The sequence below is a fragment of the Pseudomonas sp. Z1-14 genome (genome assembly GCF_051132005.1).
GTDB lineage: Bacteria > Pseudomonadota > Gammaproteobacteria > Pseudomonadales > Pseudomonadaceae > Aquipseudomonas.
In genome coordinates this window covers 3,105,832-3,125,079 of the sequence record NZ_CP071646.1, presented here as the reverse complement: position 1 = coordinate 3,125,079, position 19,248 = coordinate 3,105,832, and the positions used below count along the sequence as shown (strand labels likewise).

At 63.1% G+C, this 19,248-nt stretch carries 11 protein-coding genes; 9 read left to right on the top strand and 2 right to left on the bottom strand.

Going from position 1 to position 19,248, the window contains the following annotated elements; all coding sequences use genetic code 11:
• Positions 1-60: 60 nt before the first annotated feature.
• The 3 genes from J3P89_RS14005 to fabF are packed head-to-tail and all read left to right on the top strand — an operon-like array spanning position 61 to position 5,512.
• Entirely contained in the window at positions 61-1,170 is a 1,110-nt protein-coding gene (locus J3P89_RS14005) for an efflux RND transporter periplasmic adaptor subunit (protein ID WP_434697923.1), read from the top strand.
• Positions 1,167-4,229 (top strand): efflux RND transporter permease subunit, encoded by a 3,063-nt coding sequence (locus J3P89_RS14000; RefSeq protein ID WP_434697922.1) that lies wholly within the window; start codon positions 1,167-1,169, stop codon positions 4,227-4,229. The genes J3P89_RS14005 and J3P89_RS14000 overlap by 4 nt, the downstream gene beginning before the upstream one ends.
• The gene (gene fabF, locus J3P89_RS13995) at positions 4,226-5,512 is read left to right on the top strand and encodes a beta-ketoacyl-ACP synthase II (protein WP_434697921.1); all 1,287 of its coding nucleotides are present in this window, start codon (positions 4,226-4,228) and stop codon (positions 5,510-5,512) included. Before J3P89_RS14000 ends, fabF begins: the two co-directional genes overlap by 4 nt.
• A 7-nt stretch (positions 5,513-5,519) precedes the next feature.
• Here fabF and J3P89_RS13990 read toward each other — a convergent pair whose 3' ends face one another.
• Together J3P89_RS13990 and J3P89_RS13985 are read right to left on the bottom strand one after the other, a co-directional pair.
• Entirely contained in the window at positions 5,520-6,734 is a 1,215-nt protein-coding gene (locus tag J3P89_RS13990; protein WP_434697920.1) for a multidrug effflux MFS transporter, read from the bottom strand.
• 184 nt (positions 6,735-6,918) lie between these two features.
• Positions 6,919-9,108, bottom strand: a complete 2,190-nt coding sequence (locus tag J3P89_RS13985; protein WP_434697919.1) for a TonB-dependent siderophore receptor — start codon at positions 9,106-9,108, stop codon at positions 6,919-6,921.
• 290 nt (positions 9,109-9,398) lie between these two features.
• Here J3P89_RS13985 and J3P89_RS13980 point away from each other — a divergent pair, with 290 nt between their 5' ends.
• From J3P89_RS13980 to J3P89_RS13955, 6 genes are all read left to right on the top strand, one after another.
• Positions 9,399-10,202, top strand: coding sequence for an ABC transporter ATP-binding protein (locus tag J3P89_RS13980; RefSeq protein WP_434651985.1), 804 nt, complete (start codon positions 9,399-9,401; stop codon positions 10,200-10,202).
• Positions 10,199-11,182, top strand: a complete 984-nt coding sequence (locus J3P89_RS13975) for a FecCD family ABC transporter permease (protein WP_434651984.1) — start codon at positions 10,199-10,201, stop codon at positions 11,180-11,182. The genes J3P89_RS13980 and J3P89_RS13975 overlap by 4 nt, the downstream gene beginning before the upstream one ends.
• Positions 11,179-12,228: a FecCD family ABC transporter permease gene (locus J3P89_RS13970; RefSeq protein ID WP_434568699.1), complete on the top strand. Its 1,050-nt coding sequence runs from the start codon at positions 11,179-11,181 to the stop codon at positions 12,226-12,228. Before J3P89_RS13975 ends, J3P89_RS13970 begins: the two co-directional genes overlap by 4 nt.
• A gap of 55 nt (positions 12,229-12,283) precedes the next feature.
• The gene (locus tag J3P89_RS13965) at positions 12,284-13,222 is read left to right on the top strand and encodes an ABC transporter substrate-binding protein (protein WP_434568698.1); all 939 of its coding nucleotides are present in this window, start codon (positions 12,284-12,286) and stop codon (positions 13,220-13,222) included.
• Positions 13,223-13,378: 156 nt separating this feature from the next.
• Positions 13,379-14,332, top strand: coding sequence for a TauD/TfdA family dioxygenase (locus tag J3P89_RS13960; RefSeq protein WP_434697989.1), 954 nt, complete (start codon positions 13,379-13,381; stop codon positions 14,330-14,332).
• Positions 14,333-14,402: 70 nt separating this feature from the next.
• Positions 14,403-19,217: an amino acid adenylation domain-containing protein gene (locus J3P89_RS13955; protein WP_434697918.1), complete on the top strand. Its 4,815-nt coding sequence runs from the start codon at positions 14,403-14,405 to the stop codon at positions 19,215-19,217.
• The last annotated feature ends 31 nt before the right edge of the window (positions 19,218-19,248 follow it).

Here is a 19,248-nt window from a genome sequence, read left to right as displayed (position 1 = left end):
AGAAACGGTCACAAGCATTGAGAATGCGCCTTCCATCCTAGCGTTCAAGTAAGGGACCCTATGCTCCGGCGCCGACCTGTCACCATTGCCGCTTGCTTGTTGCCGCTCGTCCTGACGGCGTGCGGCGAGTCCTCCACCACCAAGGATCCGCGCCCGCTGGCGCCGTTGGTGCGGGTGTCCGAGGTATCGGCGGCGTCCGATACCTCGCGCGCCTTCACCGGCGTGGTGACCGCCCGCGTCCAGAGCGATTTGGGTTTCCGGGTTTCCGGCAAGGTGCTCGAACGTCTGGTCGACACTGGCCAGACCGTCAAGCGGGGCCAGCCACTCATGCGCCTCGACCCCATCGACCTCGGCTTGCAGGCACGCGCGCAGCAGGAGGCCGTCGCCGCGGCCCGGGCGCGGGCCAGGCAGACCGCGGATGACGAGGCGCGGTATCGCGACCTGGTCGCTGCGGGCGCTATTTCCGCCTCGGGCTACGACCAGATCAAGGCCGCCGCCGACACCGCGAAAGCGCAACTCAGCGCCGCCCAGGCGCAGGCTGACGTAGCGCGCAATGCCTCCGGCTATGCGGTGCTGCTGGCCGACGCCGATGGCGTGGTGATGGAGACCCTGGCCGAGCCCGGACAAGTCGTCACCCCTGGCCAAATCGTCGTCCGGCTGGCGCGTGCGGGCCAGCGCGAAGCCGCTGTGCAGTTGCCCGAGACCCTGCGGCCCGCCCCCGGCGCAACCGCGCAGGCGAGGCTTTATGGCAACGCCGCCGCGACGGTTAACGCCAAGCTCAGGTGGCTGTCGGATTCCGCCGATCGGGTGACACGCACCTTCGAGGCACGTTATGTGTTGGAGGGCGCGCTGGCCAATGCCCCGCTGGGTTCGACGGTGACGCTGCGGATCAGTCCGGGCACCCGGTTGGGGCAGGCGCTGCAAGTGCCGATCGCCGCGCTGCACGACTCGGGCAAAGGCGCCGGCGTCTGGGTGATCGCCGGTGAACCGGCAAAAGTTTCCTGGCGTCCGGTCCAGCTACTGGGCCTGAGCGACGACACTGCGCAAGTCTCGGGCGAGCTGAACGTCGGCGAGCGCATCGTCGCGCTTGGCGCGCATCTGCTACGCGATGGTGAAGAGGTGAGGCTGGCTCAACCGGGCGATGTGCAGGTTGCGGAGAATCGCCCATGAGCTTCAATCTCTCGGCGCTCGCCGTTCGCGAGCGCTCGATCACGGTGTTCCTGTTGTTCTTGATTGCTGTCGCGGGTGTCCTGGCATTCTTCCAGCTGGGCCGCGCGGAAGATCCGCCGTTCACCGTCAAGCAACTTACCGTCATCACCGCCTGGCCAGGGGCGACGGCCCAGGAGATGCAGGACCAGGTCGCCGAGCCGCTGGAAAAACGCCTGCAGGAATTGAAGTGGTACGACCGCACGGAAACCTATACGCGCCCGGGGCTCGCGTTCACCATGGTGTCGCTGGTCGACCGCACGCCGCCGTCCCAGGTCCAGGAGGAGTTCTACCAGGCGCGCAAGAAGCTCGCCGACGAAGCCATCAAGCTGCCGGCCGGTGTCATCGGGCCGATGGTCAACGACGAGTTTTCCGACGTGACCTTTGCACTGTTCGCCCTGAAAGCCAAAGGCGAGCCGCAGCGATTGCTGGTGCGTGACGCCGAGGCGTTGCGCCAACGGCTGCTGCACGTGCCGGGCGTAAAAAAGGTCAACATCATTGGCGAGCAGGCCGAACGGATTTTTGTGTCCTTTTCCCATGATCGGTTGGCGACCCTGGGGGTTTCGCCGCAGGAAATCTTTGCCGCCCTCAACGGCCAGAACATGCTCACGCCAGCAGGGTCGATCGAAACCGTCGGGCCGCAGGTCTTCCTGCGCCTGGACGGCGCCTTCGACAAGTTGCAGAAGATTCGCGATACACCGGTGGTAGTACAAGGTCGCTCGCTGAAACTGTCGGACGTGGCGACCGTCGAGCGCGGCTACGAAGACCCGGCCACATTCCTGGTGCGCAACGGCGGCGAAGAGGCGCTGTTGCTGGGCGTGATCATGCGCGAGGGCTGGAACGGCCTCGACCTGGGCAAAGCGCTGGATGTGGAAACCAGCAATATCAATGCGGGCATGCCACTGGGCATGACGCTGACCAAGGTCACCGACCAATCGGTGAACATCGACTCGGCCGTCGGCGAGTTCATGGTCAAGTTCTTCGTCGCGCTGCTGGTGGTAATGCTTGTCTGCTTCCTGAGCATGGGCTGGCGCGTCGGGGTGGTGGTCGCGGCAGCGGTGCCGCTGACCCTGGCGGTGGTGTTCGTGGTCATGGCCGCCACCGGCAAGAACTTCGACCGCATTACCTTGGGGTCGCTGATCCTGGCGCTCGGGCTGCTGGTGGATGACGCCATCATCGCGATTGAAATGATGGTGGTGAAGATGGAGGAGGGCTACGACCGGATCAAGGCCTCCGCCTATGCCTGGAGCCACACGGCCGCGCCGATGCTTTCCGGCACCCTGGTGACCGCCATCGGCTTCATGCCCAATGGCTTCGCCCAATCGACCGCCGGCGAGTACACCAGCAACATGTTCTGGATCGTCGGCATTGCGCTGATCGCTTCCTGGGTGGTCGCGGTGGCGTTCACGCCGTACCTGGGTGTCAAGCTGTTGCCCGACATCAAGCAGGTCGAGGGTGGTCACGCGGCCATCTATAACACCCGTCATTACAACCGCTTCCGCCAGATACTGACCCGCGTCATCGCACGCAAGTGGTGGGTGGCCGGGACGGTGATCGCAACGTTCTTCGTGGCGATTGTGGGCATGGGCCTGGTGAAGAAGCAGTTCTTCCCGACCTCGGACCGGCCAGAGGTGCTGGTGGAAGTGCAGATGCCTTATGGCACCTCCATCGAGCAGACCAGCGCCACCACCGCCAAGGTCGAAGCCTGGCTGCAAGAGCAGGAAGAGGCGAAGATCGTCACCGCCTATATCGGTCAAGGCGCGCCGCGTTTCTACCTGGCGATGGCGCCGGAACTCCCCGACCCGTCCTTCGCCAAGATTGTGGTCCTGACCGACAGCCAGGAGGCGCGCGAAGCCCTCAAGTTCCGTCTGCGTGAAGCGGTCGCCGAAGGGCTTGCCCCAGAGGCGCGGGTACGGGTGACCCAACTGGTGTTTGGCCCTTACTCGCCGTTCCCCGTGGCCTATCGGGTGATGGGGCCGGATCCGGCGAAACTGCGCGAGATCGCCAGCCAGGTTGAAGGCATCATGCAGGCTAGCCCGCTGATGAGGACCGTTAACGCCGATTGGGGTCCGCTGGTGCCGACGCTGCATTTCAACCTCGACCAGGACCGCTTGCAGGCGGTGGGGCTGACGTCCAGCGCAGTCGCCCAGCAACTGCAGTTCCTGCTCACGGGCGTGCCGATAACGGCGGTCCGCGAGGACATCCGCTCGGTGCAGGTGGTCGGCCGCGCTGCCGGCGATATCCGCCTCGACCCCGCGAAAATAGACGGCTTTACCCTGGTGGGCGCGACGGGCCAGCGGATTCCGCTGTCCCAGGTGGGCGAAGTCGATGTGCGCATGGAGGACCCGATCCTGCGCCGACGTGACCGCACGCCGACCATGACCGTGCGCGGCGACATCGCCGAAGGCCTGCAACCTCCGGATGTCTCCAGCGCAATCATCAAGCAGCTGCAACCTGTGATCGACAGATTGCCCAGCGGCTACCGGATCGAGCAGGCGGGCGCGATCGAGGAGTCGGGCAAGGCCGGCAAGGCCATCGTGCCGCTGGTGCCGATCATGGTCGCCATGACGCTGCTGATCATCATCCTGCAAGTGCGTTCGGTCTCGGCGATGATCATGGTTTTCCTTACCGCACCGCTGGGCTTGATTGGCGTGGTGCCGACGCTGCTGATCTTCAATCAGCCGTTCGGCATCAACGCGCTGGTCGGGCTGATCGCGCTGTCGGGCATCCTGATGCGCAATACGTTGATCCTGATCGGGCAGATCCATCACAACGCCAATGAAGGCCTGGATCCGTTCCACGCGGTGATCGAAGCCACGGTGCAGCGAGCCAGGCCGGTGCTGCTCACGGCGCTGGCGGCGATCCTGGCGTTCATTCCGCTGACCCATTCGGTGTTCTGGGGAACGCTGGCCTACACCCTGATCGGTGGCACGTTCGTCGGCACCATCATGACGCTGGTATTCCTGCCGGCGATGTATTCCATCTGGTTCAAGATCCGTCCCGAGACGAAGAGGGCAGCATGAAAAATCACCAAGGTCTGAAACGAATCGTCGTCACCGGTGTGGGCATGGTCGGGCCGCTGGGTTGCGTCGTGGATGAGGTGTGGCAGCGATTGCTGGCCGGGCATTCCGGCATACGCAATCTGTCCGTCGACGTCACCGAAGGCACCGGCGTCGCGGTGGGTGGGCAGGTGCCGACCTTTGAAGAGGACGGCGTTGCCGGCTACGACCCGGAGCGCCTCATCGCGCCCAAGGATCGCAAGAAGATGGACCGCTTCATCGAGTTCGCCCTGGTGGCCGCTCACGAAGCCCTGGAGCAGGCCGGCTGGCATCCCGTCGAGGCCATCGATCAGGAGCGGACCGCCACGATCATTTCCTCGGGCGTGGGTGGTTTCGCCACGATTGCCGATGCCGTGCGCACCACGGACAGTCGTGGCCCGCGTCGTTTGTCGCCGTTCACCGCGCCGGCTTTCCTGGCCAACATGGCGGCCGGGCAGGTGTCGATCCGGCATGCGTTCAAAGGGCCGCTGGGCGCACCCGTCACGGCTTGCGCCGCCGGTGTGCAGGCCATCGGCGATGCGGCCAGGCTGATCAGGAGTGGCGAGGCGGATATTGCCATCTGCGGCGGCACCGAGGCGGCGATAGACCGCGTGACCCTGGGTTGTTTCGCGGCGGCTCGCGCACTGTCCACCGGCTTCGCGGAGCGCCCGCAAGAGGCCTCGCGGCCGTTTGATCGTGATCGCGACGGTTTTGTCATGGCCGAAGGCGCCGGTTTGCTGGTGATCGAATCGCTGGAACACGCCCTGGCACGTGGGGCCAAGCCCCTGGCCGAGCTGGTCGGTTATGGCACCAGCGCCGACGCCTATCACCTGACCGCAGGGCCGGAGGATGGCAACGGTGCCCGCCGCGCCATGGAACAGGCGCTGCGCCAGGCCGGTATCAGCCCCGCCGAGGTGCAGCACATCAATGCTCACGCGACCTCCACCCAGGTTGGCGACGCGGGAGAGCTGGCGGCGATTCGCGCGGTGTTCGGCGTGGACTCCGGTGTGGCGATCACCTCGACAAAATCCGCCACCGGGCATCTGTTGGGCGCCGCCGGGGGCATCGAAGCCATCTTCACCGTGCTCGCGCTTCGTGACCAGATCGTGCCGCCGACGCTGAATTTGCTTCATCCGGATGAGACGGCCAGCGGGCTCGATCTGGTTGGCCTGAAGTCGCGGAAGATGCCAATCACCCACGCGCTGTCGAATGGGTTCGGCTTTGGTGGCGTCAACGCCAGCGTGCTGTTCCGTCGCTGGGAAGACTGACGTCGGCTCAGCGGCGCAAGAAGAACAGCAGCAGCGCGATCAGGCAGGTCAACGCCTGGATCGCGCCCAGCGTGGTGATGGGCGAAAAGCTCAATACGGAGGCCAGCCAGGTGGTCAGCGCCGCCGCGCCCATGGACAAGAATCCCAGCAACGCCGAGGCCATGCCGGCCTCCTTGCCGAAAGGCCCCATGGTGATGGCGGTGCCCAGCGGGTTCGCCAGGCCCATGCCCCAGAGAAACGTCACCATCGAGACGGCATACCAGCCCAGGCCTGGGTCAGCCGGCCCGACCACAAGCAGGCCACCGCCGAGCATGGCGCAGGCAATGCCCAGCAAGGCGATGGTGCGCGTGCCGTAGCGGTGCGCCAGGCGCGGGGCCGCCATGCCGGCGGCGAACACGACGAACACCGTCGAGGCGAAATACAGGCCGGCTTGCACTGACGTCAGGCCGATGCCTTTCATCAGGATCGCCGGGGCGGCGGCGAAAGAGGCGAACAAGCCGCTCAGCAGCAGGCTCATCGACAGGGCGGGGAGGATAAAGCGCTTGTCCGCCATCAGCCTTGCGTAAGCGCGCACGACGCTGCCGGTGGAGTGCGGCGCCCGGCGATCGGCGGGATGGGTTTCACCGAGGTCGCGGACGTAGAAGAAGGCGAGTACGACTGCCGCCAATCCAACCAGGATAAACATCGCGCGCCACCCGAGCGTGACGGACAGCACGCTGCCCACCAAGGGCGAGAAACCTGGCGCGGCGGCGGTGGCAACCATCGTCAACGACAGGGCGCGGGCCAACGTCTCGCCTTCGAACAGATCCCGAGCGATGGCGCGCGACAGCACCGAGGCAGCGCACACACCCAATGCCTGGACGATGCGTCCGGCGATCATGACATCGAGCGTGGTGGCGAGCCCTGCGATGACGGTCCCGACCATGAACACCGACAATCCGCCCAGCACCAGCTTCTTGCGCCCATAACGATCGGCCAGCGGCCCGACCACCAACTGGCCCAGGGCAAAGGTGACGAAGTAGCTGGAGAGTGTCAGGCCCAGTTCGCGGGCGGTCACGCCCAAGTCATCGCCAATGACCGGGAACGCGGGGAGGATGATGTTGGTGGAAAGCATGCCAATCGCCGCGAGGCCTGCGAGCAGGGCGACGATTCGACCGGTCAAGGGTTGGCTTGTTGCCAGTGGCGGCGAACCCGCCAGCGCGGATGCATTCCCGGTTTCCATGCGCTATCCCCTTCTTCCAGCCGCTTATGATGATCGTAATATGACGATCGTCATCGGAGGCGTCAAGTCAAAAAGTGGATCGGGGGGGCCGCTGGGGCAGAGAGGGTCTTTGGGAAGCGCGGAGGGGGGAATAGCGTAAAAATGATTCGGTCGGCGCGGGTCGGCGCCGACCGAATCATCATTTTTACCAACGGAAGTTGACGGACGTCACCAGCTCGCGTTCATCGCCGTAGCGGCAGATGGCGGCTTCGCAGTACACGTACTTTTTGTTCGTCACGTTGTTAGCGTTTAGAGCGATGTCCCAGTTTTTATCGATCTGGTAGCTAGCCATTGCGTCGAACAGCGTATAGGCCGGCATTTGCGAATCGATGCCCGAGGCCTGGGTGGTGCCCTTGTAACGTGCGCCACCACCTACCTTCAGCTGTGGCACTCCGAAGAGAGCAAAGTTGTAGTCAGCCCACAGCGCGGCTTGGTGGTAAGGAGTGTCTTCGCTGCGCTGGCCCACTTCGCTCTGGACCTGACTTTTAGTAGTCCGCGCATCGGTGTAAGCGTACGAGGCAATCACACTCAATTGGGGCGTGACGTCAGCCTTGGCTTCCAGCTCCAAGCCACGGGAGCGCTGCTCGCCAATCTGCCGAGGATTGTTGCCTGCTAGGTCGCGCTTCACGACGTTTTCTTGCGTCAGCTCGTACACCGCGGCACTCAGCAGCATGTTGCTGCCAGGAGGTTGGTAGCGAATGCCGATTTCGTACTGCTTACCTTCGGTAGGATCGAACGTCTGGTCTGGTGCGTCGGCTACCGCCACCGGGAAAAACGATTCGCTATAGCTGATGTAGGGCGCCAGGCCGTTATCGGCTTGGTAAACCAGTCCGGCGCGCCAGGTGGTAGATTCGTCGTCCTGGCTCAGCTTTTGACCGGTCCTGAACGCTTCCTGATCCTGATCAGCCCAATCGTGGCGGCCACCGAGCAGCAGCAACCAGTGATCGTCGAACTTGATCTGGTCTTGCAGATAAATACCTGTCTGGAACGTGTCGATCTGCGAACCTCGCTCGCGGCTCCGGCGTTTGTCCACTACGACCGGCTGCCCGTAGTTATAGTCACCAATGTTGATGGAAGGAGCGGGGCCCCGGAAGTTATGCGAGTCGTACGACGCGTCGTAGGTATCTGCACCCACCAGAAAGGTGTTTTCCACCCCTCCGATGTTCCAGCGTGTCTCTATGTTGGTGTCGCTGGCTAGTGCCCGGGAGCGCTCGCGGCGGTCGCTGTATTGTCGAGCTAGAACGCCGTTGGTGACTGCTCCGGCCTGAAGATATTTCCACTTCACATCCGCTTCGTAGTAACGCAGCTTGTTGCTGATGCGGGTGTGCTCATCGAAGCGGTGTTCGAACTCATAACCGATGGCGGACATCTCGCCATTCATGTCGTCGTAATCGGGCTCGCCGATGAAATCGTGGCGGCCGATGGTGACCGGCCCGTTGCCCACGCCCTTGACCAATTGATAGGGCAGCGGGGCGGAGAAACGGGTGTCGCTCTTCTGATAGAACGAGAGCAGGGTCAGCGACGTATCTTCATTGGGGCGCCAGGTCAGGGCCGGGGCGATATAGAGCTTGTCGTCGTTGATGTAGTCCTGCTGGGTGTCGCTGTCGCGCTTGAGCATGGTCAAGCGGTAGCTGAGGACTTCGCTGTCGCCGAGCGGCCCGCTGAAGTCGGCGGTCAGTTGCTTGCGATCATGGTTGCCGTATTGCATGCCCAGCTCGTGCTGTGGGGTTTCGGTCGGGCGTTTGCTCACGCCGTTGACGAAGCCACCGGGCGACAGTTGGCCGTACAACACCGAAGCCGCGCCGCGCACGACCTCCACGCGTTCCAGACCATAGGGTTCCTGCACACCGTCGTAAGAGTTGTACTGCAAGCGCATGCCGTCGCGTAGCGAACCGCCGGTGGCGGATTCGACGTCGAATCCGCGCATGCGGAACCGGTCGGAAGTGCGGTTGAAGCTGCTTGGCTGGCTGGTGAAACCCGGGGTATAGCTCAGGGCATCTGCCAGAGTGTCGGACTTGCGATCACGCATTTCATCGGCGGTCACCACGGAAACCGATTGCGGCGTTTCGGTGATGGCTGCGTTGGATTTGGTGGCGCTGCCGTTACGCAAGGCGACCTTGCCGGCCAGCGGCGCCGTCGGGTTTTCCACCGCGGCGGCGTTGATGTTGATTTCGCCGAGTTGAAGAGGGGCATTGGCAGCAGCCTCTTGCTGTGCGGCCATCGCCTGTGCTGAAAAAATGCTCCCCAAAGCCAGTGCCAGCGTGCTCAGGTGAAACGCAGGATGACGCGAGACGTAACGTTTTTCGGTGCCAACTATTGTTTTTCTGACGAGCATCGAGGAAGTCCTTGGGGTTGTTTTTGTCTTCGCAGGCCTGCTGTCCCGGTCCAGCGGCATCGGGCAGACGAACGAGGTTAGTGTCTACTGGCCATAATCTGACTGTGAATGATAAGGGTTTGCATTAATATTGTCAGGCTTGTAGCGAAATTATTTTGGTTTCGACATATTCTGTGCCCCACTTTTTTGACCCTTGGTGGATTTCCCTGTGTTGTCAGGGGGAAATGATCCAGGGGGATCTGTACGATGGACGAAACGATCAGGCCCTCTAGGGCGTTGGAGGGACGGTCATGCTGAAAGCCAGCAACGTGCGGCTGAGCTATGGCGAGCAACAGATTCTCAACGGTGTCAGCCTGGATATTCCCGAAGGTTGCTTCACCGCATTGATCGGGGCCAACGGCTGCGGCAAGACCACGCTGCTTAATGTACTGGCGCATATGTTGCGGCCGAGCGCGGGTGACGTGCATCTGGGCGGAAAATCGTTGGGACAGTACTCACGCCGCGCATTGGCGCAACGAATGGCGCTGTTGCCCCAGCGCACCACGTCGCCGGCCGGCATGAGCGTGCGGGAGCTGGTGATGCAGGGGCGCTTCCCCTGGCAGAGCTGGTGGCGCCAATGGTCCGACCAGGACCAGCAAGCGATTGATCGCGCCATCGAACTGGCGGGTATCGGGCCGTTGCTGGATCGTTCGCTGGCCACCCTGTCGGGCGGGCAGTTGCAGCGCTGCTGGATTGCCATGACCCTGGCCCAGGACACCCCGGTGATCCTGCTGGATGAACCGACGACCTTTCTCGACATCGCGCACCAGATCACGTTGCTCGAATTGCTGGTGGATCTGCGTGAGCAAGGCAAGACCATCGTGGCGGTGCTGCACGACCTCAACCAGGCCGCGCGTTACGCCGATCACCTGGTGATGATGCGCGAGGGTCGGTTGCTGGCCCAGGGCGCGCCTGCCGAGGTGTTCACCCGGGAAAACCTCAAGGCGGTCTTTGACCTGGACGCGCACATCATTACCGACCCTTATTCCGGCGATCCGTTATGTGTCCCGCAAACCACCCGTAGCCAGCCGTCGGCTGTGCGGGAGGCGATGTGATCCACGGTTTGCGCTTGCCGGTGTGGCTGGGTCTGCTGATTGCGATTGCCCTGGCCGCGCTGCTGCATCTGGCGGTGGGCGCCAAGAGCATCCCCTGGAGCGAGGCGTGGCAGGCCTTGGTCGCCTATTCGCCAGACAGCCCCGACCAGAGCGTCATTCGTGGCAGCCGCCTGCCACGCCTGCTGGTGGCCATGCTGGTGGGCGCGAGTCTCGGCCTTGCCGGTGCGATCATGCAGGCGGTGGGCGACAACCCATTGGCCGACCCGGGGATTCTCGGCATCAACAGCGGCGCGGCATTGTTCGTCGTGTTCGGCTTGCTGGTGCTACCGGGCCACGATCTGTCGATGATCCCGCTGTTTGCTTTCAGCGGCGCCCTGGTCGCCGCCGTTGGTGTCCTGCTGCTGGCGGGCAGGGGCCACAACCCGATTCGACTGACGTTGTCCGGGGCGATGATCGCAGCGTTATTCAGTGCTATCACTTCGATTTTACTGTTGCTCGATCAGCAGGGGCTGGACAGCCTGCGGCGCTGGCTCACCGGCTCGATCGGGGTGACCGGAGGTTCGATGCAGGCGTGGGTCTGGCCGTATGCCGTGTTGGGCATGTTCCTCTGCCTGGTCAACGTCCGCGCGCTGAACGCGCATCGGCTGGGTCCGCAAGCCGCCGCCGGCATGGGCGTCAACCTGTTGAAGATGCGTCTGTTCGGCCTGGCTTCGGTGGTTCTGCTGTCAGGCTGCGCCGTGGCCCTGGCGGGGCCGATCGGTTTTGTCGGGCTGGTGGTGCCTCACGCCGCGCGCCTGTTGTTCGGCGATGACTACCGTCGGTTGCTGCTGGCCGCGCCCTTGCTTGGCGCGCTCCTGCTGATCCTGGCGGACATCGCCGCCAGGACCGTGGTGCGTCCCTTCGAGCTCAATACCGGGATCGTCACGGCGCTGATCGGCGGGCCGATCTTCGTGGTACTGGTGTTGAGGAAAGTCCGATGATGCGCTTGGGGCTGACCCTGCCCAGAATGCTGCCGTTGCTGCCCTGGGTGGCCCGGCCGATCGACCTGATTTCGGTGCTGGTGTTGCTGCTCGCCTTGGTTGCGTTGGCCCTGTACGCACTGACCGTCGGCAGCTATTCACTGGATGTTGCCCAGGCCTGGCAAGCGCTGGCAGCCCCTGACCAGGCCAACCCGACGACGCGCAACCTGCTGTGGGAGTTGCGCCTGCCGCGGGTCTTGCTGGCGATCCTCGCCGGGGCGGCGATGTCGCTGGCCGGCCTGTTGATGCAATCGTTGACGCGCAATCCCCTGGCGGCGCCGGGCCTGGTAGGCGTGGAGTCAGGCGCCAGCGTCACCATGTTGTTGATCATCGTGCTCTGGCCCACGCTGCTGCCGCTGGAGCTGTATCCGTTGGCGGCACTGACCGGCGGGCTGGCCGTGGCGTTCTTCGTCGCGTTGCTGTCGTGGCGCCAGGGCATCTCGCCGCTGCGCCTGATCCTTGTCGGCGTCGGGCTGACCGCCATGCTCAGTGCGGTTGCCGACCTGCTCATCACCTACGGCAATATCGACCAGGTCGAGTCAGCCTTGATGTGGCTGGGTGGCAGCTTGCATCGGGCCGGCTGGGCCCAGGTCCATAGTCTCGCCGCCTGGTTGCTGCTGGCGGGGGCGCCGTTGCTGTTTTTTCATCGCCAGTTGAACCTGTTGCAGTTGGGTGAAAAAGTCGCCCTCAGTCGAGGCCTGAATGTGACGGGTGTGATGGCCTTCCTGTTGCTTTGCAGCGTCATGCTGACGGCGGCAGCGGTGGCGAACGTCGGCACCATGACCTTTGTCGGCCTGGTGGCCCCGCACCTGGCGCGCCAACTGGCGGGTGATCGCCACGGTGCCCTGATGCCTTTATCCGCGTTGATGGGGGCGCTGCTGGTGCTGGCGGGCGACACACTGGGGCGGGGGCTTTTCCCACCGTTGCAGTTACCGGCGGGGCTGGTGGTCGCGATCATCGGAGCGCCTTACCTGATCGTCTTGTTGGCGCGTCAACGCAGTCGCTGAGAACACCGCGACGTTCATATTGAAGTTATCTGGAGGCAAGCGCGTGCGGGGAAGGGTGAAGGGAATATTCCAAGGGTTGCTCGGCATGCTGTGTGTGTCGTTGGCATTGCTGTCGATGCCTGCTGGCGCGGCTGAAACCAAGGTGTTCGAGAACAGTTTTGGCCGGGTTGAGGTGCCCGTTTCGCCGCGTTGCATCGTGTCTTTGCATGATTTCAGCCTGACCACCCAGTTGCTGGAGTTGGGTATCAAGCCCTGCGGCTCGACAGGGCGCAAGAAGCTGTTTTCGGATGTGCTGTTTCGTGGCGCGCAGGAGCGCTTCGATGTGACGGGCATTCAATACATCGGCTCGCACCAGTCGCCTGACCTCGAAGCCATTGCGGCGTTGAAGCCTGACCTGATCATCGGCTTGTCTTATCACGCCGACCTCAAGGACAAGCTCAGCAAGATCGCCCCGGTCGTTCTGTTGCCGTCGCGAGAGAGCGATATCAAGACCTACGCCAAGGAACTCGCCGACCTGGTCGGCAAGCAACAGCGCTATGAAGAAATGCTTCGCGAATACCAATGGGTGGTCAGCGAGTTCAAGAAGCGCGTCAAGGACCCTGCGCGCATCACTGTCACCACGCTGGAAGTCTATACCGATGGTTTCCAGTTGATCGGCCGTGGCGGGATGGATGACGTTATCGCTGATTTCGGGCTGGGGCGTGTCGCCGCGTATCGTGAGGCGCGGCAGAATGTGCCCTACAGCCTGGAGCGAATCGGTGACTTCGACAGTGATTTCATTATCGACACCTATGAGGAGCTGCTCGATTCGGAAACCAGCACCGCAGCTTTCCGCCAGTCCCCTCAATGGCGGAACCTGTTCGCCGTGAAGAACCGTCAGTTTCTCTACCTGAACCGCAGTCGTTATGCCGATACGATGCAAGGCCTGCTGGGGTCCGCTTACCTGCTGATGTCCCATATCGCTGAGCGCGAGAGTGTGCTCCAGGGCAAGTGAATCGTACCAGCTGTCATACTATCGTCATTAATGACAATCATTCTCTATTGCGGTTGTTACTCGTTTGTATTAGTTTGTGCTCTCGAAAAATACGCTCATCGGAATGGCGAGGGATTACAAATGGAAACTGGTTTGGCGCGTGCACAGGTTCAATCCATGGAAGGCGTACCGGGCAACGAGCAGACCTTGCCGTTCATTTTCGAAGCGCCAGCCACGGGGGCTCGCTGGCACGATAGCCGAGCGCAGATCCTGCAGGCCGTCGAGGCCGAGTTGCCGCGTGTCGGCGGCATCCTTTTCCGCGGTTTTGCCTTCAACGGGGAAGCCGATTTCGAGGAATTTGCCCGCGGTTTTGGCCATGAGCTGCTGACCTACGACTACGCCTCCACGCCGCGCACCAAGCTCAACAACCGCGTATACACCTCCACTGAATACCCGGCCCACCAGGTCATCCCGCTGCACAACGAGCAGTCCTATTCGCTCAATTGGCCGATGAAGATCTGGTTCCACTGCGTACAGGCTTCTCCTGTGGGTGGTGAAACCCCGATCGCCGATAGCCGCAGGGTCTACCAGCAACTCGATCCGGCGATCCGCCAGCGCTTCGCCGAGAAACGCCTGATGTACGTGCGCAACTACGGCAACGGCCTCGACTTGCCCTGGCAGCAGGCGTTCAGCACCGAAGATCGCTCGCAAGTGGAACAATTCTGTCGCGCCAACCACATCCAGTTCCAATGGAAGGACGACGGCGAGCTGTCCACGCGCCAGGTCTGCCAGGCCGTGGCCCAGCATCCGGTGACCGGGGAGTGGGTATGGTTCAACCAGGCGCATCTGTTTCATATCTCCAATCTCGCTGCGCCGGTACGCGAGACGCTGATTTCCATCGTTGGCGAAGAGGGTGTGCCACGTAACGTCTTCTACGGGGACGGTTCACCCATCGAGCTGGAAGCCCTGGAGCATGTGCGCGGCGTATTGCAGCGCTGCCAGGTGACTTTCCCCTGGCAGGCGGGTGACGTGCTGATGCTCGACAACATGCTGGTGGCCCACGGCCGCTCGACATTCCAGGGCGCGCGAAAGGTCGTGGTCGCCATGGCCGAGCCTGCTCCGGCGGGTTGAGCCCGCCGCTCTTGCATTAAGCCGCCGCATTGGCTGGCTTATTTCAAACAAGCAAAATGAAGGACATCAAATGCTCGATCGCCTGATGCATCGCTGCTGGCTGCGTGGAATTCGCCTATCGGAAGCCGAAGGTCAACTGGACATCGTGCCCGGGTCGCAAGGTGCTTTGACGGATGAACTTGAAGCTGAGCTCCGTTCGCGAGAGCACGAAGTGTTGCAATGGCTGGCCCTGCATCCCGATTATCTTGATGCGCGGCCACTGACCGACAATGAGCAGGCGCTCTGGTTTCTACAGCGACTGGAACCCGACAGTTGTGCCTATAACCTCGCTTACGCAGGACGAATCAAGGCGCAGTTCGTAACGGAGGACTTGCCCCGGCGCCTACAAGACGCCTGGGCCACGATTCAGCGGCGTTACCCTGTGTTGAGCACGGCCTACGGTGAACGCAACGGCGACCTGGTGCAGTGGAGTCGTAGCGAAAATATCCAGCCGTTGCAGTGGGTTGCCTTGCAGGCGGCGGACACCGATACCTTGCAGCAACGCATTGCCGAACTGGCCGACCGGCCTTTCAATCTGCAGGCCGGGGAAGTCAGCCGAGGAGTGGTGCTTAGCAACGCCCGGGACGGTCATACCGAACTCACGCTGCTGCTGGTGATCCATCACATCGCTGCCGATCCAGCCACGTTCCATATCGTGCTCAACGAGCTGTTCGCACAGGTTGATGGTCAGCCGTTGCCTGCAATCAATCCTGATGCCTATCGCAACTACAACAGCGAGCTGCACGTGCGTAGCGAGGCGACCGAAGCTGCGGAGCTGGCATGGTGGCAGGCACAACTGAGCGAAGCCCCGACGCTAGAGTTACCGACGGATTTCGCCTTTGGCGGTAACCGCTCATTCGAAGGGATGGAGCTGCCGGTTCGCTTCGATCCCGCCACCACGGCGAGGGCGAGGGCCCGGGCCCGCGAGTGGGGCGTGACGCCTTACGTCTGGTGGTTCTCGCTGTTTCAACAGTTTCTCGGGGTGTTGTCCGGGCAAAACGATTTTGTGCTGGGTACGGCCGGCGGTCTGCGCTTGCGACGCGAACACCTCAATTTGCCGGGCTATCTGGTCAACTCGCTGCCGGTTCGCTGTCGCTTGCAGCCAGACCTTTCAAGTCGTGACTGGGCCCGTGAGGTAGACGCCACCGTCAAGCAGGCCCTCGCGCACCGACACTACCCGTTCTCGCGCCTGGTCAAGCAGTTGAACCTCGAGCGTCAGGCGGGCAAGGCGCCGCTGTTCCAGCACATGTTCACGCTCAACAAGGAACGTGCCGCGCCGTTTCACCAGTACGTGGACCCCGTGTTGTCGGAACAGCGTGGAGCGGCCCATGAACTGAACATGGTTGTGGTGGATGAGGAGGAGGGTTTCCTCTGTCGGTGGCGTTACAGCAAGGCTTTGTACCGTCACGAAACAGTCCAGGGTTATTGCGACCAGTTCGTTGCATTGGTCCACGCGGTCATCGACCAGCCGGACGTACCTTTTGCCCAGCTCGACTGGCTACCGTCCGCGAAACGATCGATCCTCAGTGGCGAGGACCTACCGGTCCCGGTCAGCAACGCCTGGCAGGCGTTCGTCCAGCAGTGCGCCCACAAGTCTGAGTCGATTGCCCTGCAAGACGAACAAGGCACATTGAGCTATGCCGAGCTGGGCCGAGCGGTGGTTGCCCGTGGCGAGCGCTTGCAGGCAGGCGCGAACCTGGAGGGTGCACGCATCGCCTTGTGCCTGCCCCGCAGCCGCGAGCTGGTGATGCACATGCTCGCGGCCTGGCAGTGCGGCGCCACGTACCTGGCCCTCGATCCGCAGTGGCCGCAGTCGCGTTTGCAGGACATCTGCGAGGATTCGACGCCCCGGGTCTGGGTGGGTGAGGGGCTGCGTCCCGAATGGCTGCCTGAACCGGTACGGTGGCTGTCGCTGCCAACCGCGTCGTTGTCCAGCGAATCGCCATTGCGCGCAGCCGTGGCCGCAGACCTGCCGGCTTACGTCGTCTATACCTCCGGCTCCACCGGACGGCCGAAGGGCGTGGCGGTCAGCCAGGCCAACCTGATTCATTACGTGAGCGGGTGCATTGAACGCCTGAACCTGTCCGCCGATGCCAGCCTTGCAAGCCTGGCCAGTTGCGCCACCGACCTGGGGCACACGGCGTTGTTCGGTGCACTGCTCAGTGGTCGGCGCCTGCGCCTGCTGGCCGAGGAGCTGGCTTTCGATGCCGAGGAGCTGGCTGCGGTGCTTGAGCGCGAGCCCGTGGACCTGCTGAAAATCGTGCCGTCGCACCTCAACGCCTTGCTGGTCGCCAATGATCCGCAGCGCTTGTTGCCGCGCCAGTGCCTGGTGACTGGCGGCGAGGCCCTGGGCCAGGCGCTGGTTTCACGCTTGCGCGCCTTGCAGCCGGACCTGCGCATCGTCAACCACTACGGCCCCAGCGAAACCACCGTCGGGGTGTTGACCCATGAGGTCGATACCCGCGGCGCAGCGCCGCTGGGTCGACCCCTGCCGAATGTCCAGGTCAGCGTGCGTTCGCCCGCCGGCGCACTCTTGCCGAAAGGCGTCAGTGGCGAGCTGTACGTCGAGGGGGCGACCGTTGCGTTGGGCTACCTCAGCGCGACCGACGCAGACCGGGCCCGCTTTGGCCGGCACGGCTATCGCACCGGCGATCGGGTTCGACTCAATCATCAAGGGCAGGTGGAGTTTCTCGGTCGGCTCGATGAGCAGGTGAAGATCCGTGGCTATCGGGTAGAACCGGCCGAAGTCGAAGCTCGATTGCGCGCCATGCCGCAGGTCGGCGACGTGCGGGTGCTCAACAGCCCTTCGCCGTTGACCGGCAATCGCCTGGTGGCTTTTCTGGTCGCGCCAGCTGCCGCGCTGCCCGACATTCAAGCTGCCCTGCAAGCGCAACTGCCGGACTACATGCAACCGGCTCAATGGCATTGTCTCGAGGGTTTCGCCTTGCTGCCCAACGGCAAGGTTGATCGCCAGGCATTGCTGCGATGGGACGAGCAGGCGCCGGCCCAGGCGCCGGCGAAGACATCGCTCGATCAGCCGTTGGACGCGGTTGAAAGCGCATTGCTGGACATCTGGCGCGGGCTGCTCGGTAATTCCGACCTGGGGCCCGATGACAACTTCTTTGCCCTGGGCGGCGACTCGATCCTCGGCTTGCAGATCATTGCGCTGGCGCGCCAGCAGAACATCCTGATGACGCCCAAGCAGCTGTTCGCCGAACAGACGGTGCGCGCCTTGGCGCGAGTGGTGCAAACACCGCAGCGCAGTCTCGAACAGCGCTTGCTCGACATCGCTCGGGAAATTCTTAGTAACCCGGGGCTGCGGGTCGATGACAATTTCTTCAGCGTTGGTGGCGACTCGATCCTGAGTCTGCAAATCATCGCCCGGGCCAAGCAGCAGGGCCTGCAACTCAAGCCCAAGCAGATTTTCGAATTCCCGACCGTACGCGGCTGGGCCGAACACGTGGTTGACCTTGGCGCGGCGAAGGAGGGTGCCAAGCCTTCCGAGCTCGAGCCCACCACGGCATTTGCCCTGACGCCAATCCAGCAATGGTTCTTCGCCCAGGAGCAAAACCAGCCCGGGTATTGGAACCAGTCGTTGCTGCTGGCGTTGGACCAGCCATTGGAACCGGCGCGGTTTACCCAGGCCGTGGGCGCGCTGTTGCAGCGTCACGCCAGCTTGCGCCTGGTCTTCGAAGCCTCGGCGCATGGTTGGCTACAACGTTACCAGGCGTTCTCTCAATCTCAAGTCAACGGGTTGTTCCATGTCGAGGAGCAACCCCTGAGCGAAGCGCTGTTGCAGCACTGGCAGCAAGGCTTCGATCTGGCAACGGCGCCGTTGATTCGCTGGGTGTATTTCTCCCAGAGCCGGGAGCTGCTGTGCACGGCGCATCACTTGCTCGTCGATGCAGTGTCGTGGCAGGTGCTGCTGGAGGAGCTGGAAAGTCTCTACCTGCAACCGGACCTGGCGTTGCCGGCCGTCTCGGCGGGTTTCCATGTGTGGAGCGAGGCCCTGCAGCAGCAGCGCCGCGAGCCGGCCTTGCTGGCCCAGGTTGATTACTGGCACGAACAACTGCGTGCAGAGGGCGTTGTCCCGGAACAGGCGAATACCTATGGCGCAAGCCGCACGCTGGACACGCAACTCTCATCGGCGCAGACGCAGTTGTTGCTGGGCGACTGCCACGCGGCCTACGGCACCCAGGTCCAGGATTTGCTGGTAGCAGCTTTGGCCGGCGTCATCGGCCAGTGGCAGGGCCGCGAGCGCGTCACCCTTGAGCTGGAGAGCCATGGCCGCAGCGGCTGGGAGCAGGCTCCCGATTTGTCCCGCTCGATCGGTTGGCACACCAGCCGCTATCCACTGGCGGTCGACACTTCCTGGGATCTGGAGCCCTCGATCATCGCGGCCAAGGAAGCCCTGCGCCGGGTACCCGAGCAAGGCATCGGCTACGGCCTGTTGCGCCAGGACCCGGCGCACGGCCTGGCTGCGGCCTCGCTGTTGACGTTCAACTACCTGGGGCGGGTCGACCAATGGATCGGCGCTTCACGCCTCTGGCGCCTGGCGCGGCCGGTGTGCCCAGGCATGCGCGCCGAGAGCACGCGCCGCACGCATTGGCTGGACGTGACGGCGCTGGTCAACGAAGGGCAACTGCACGTGGAGTGGCGTTATGCGCCGCAGGTCCATGACTCGGCGCTGGTGGGCGAGTTGGCGCGGCAGTTCCAGCAGCGCCTTTCAGCCTTGCTGGAGCATTGCCAGGCGCCCTCGGTTGGCCGCGCCACGGCTTCGGATTTCGCCGACTCAGGCTTGTCCGACGATGAATTCCTGGGGCTGCTCGAACAACTCGAACAGTGAAACCTCTGCGTCCCCAAACATTACAGGTTCG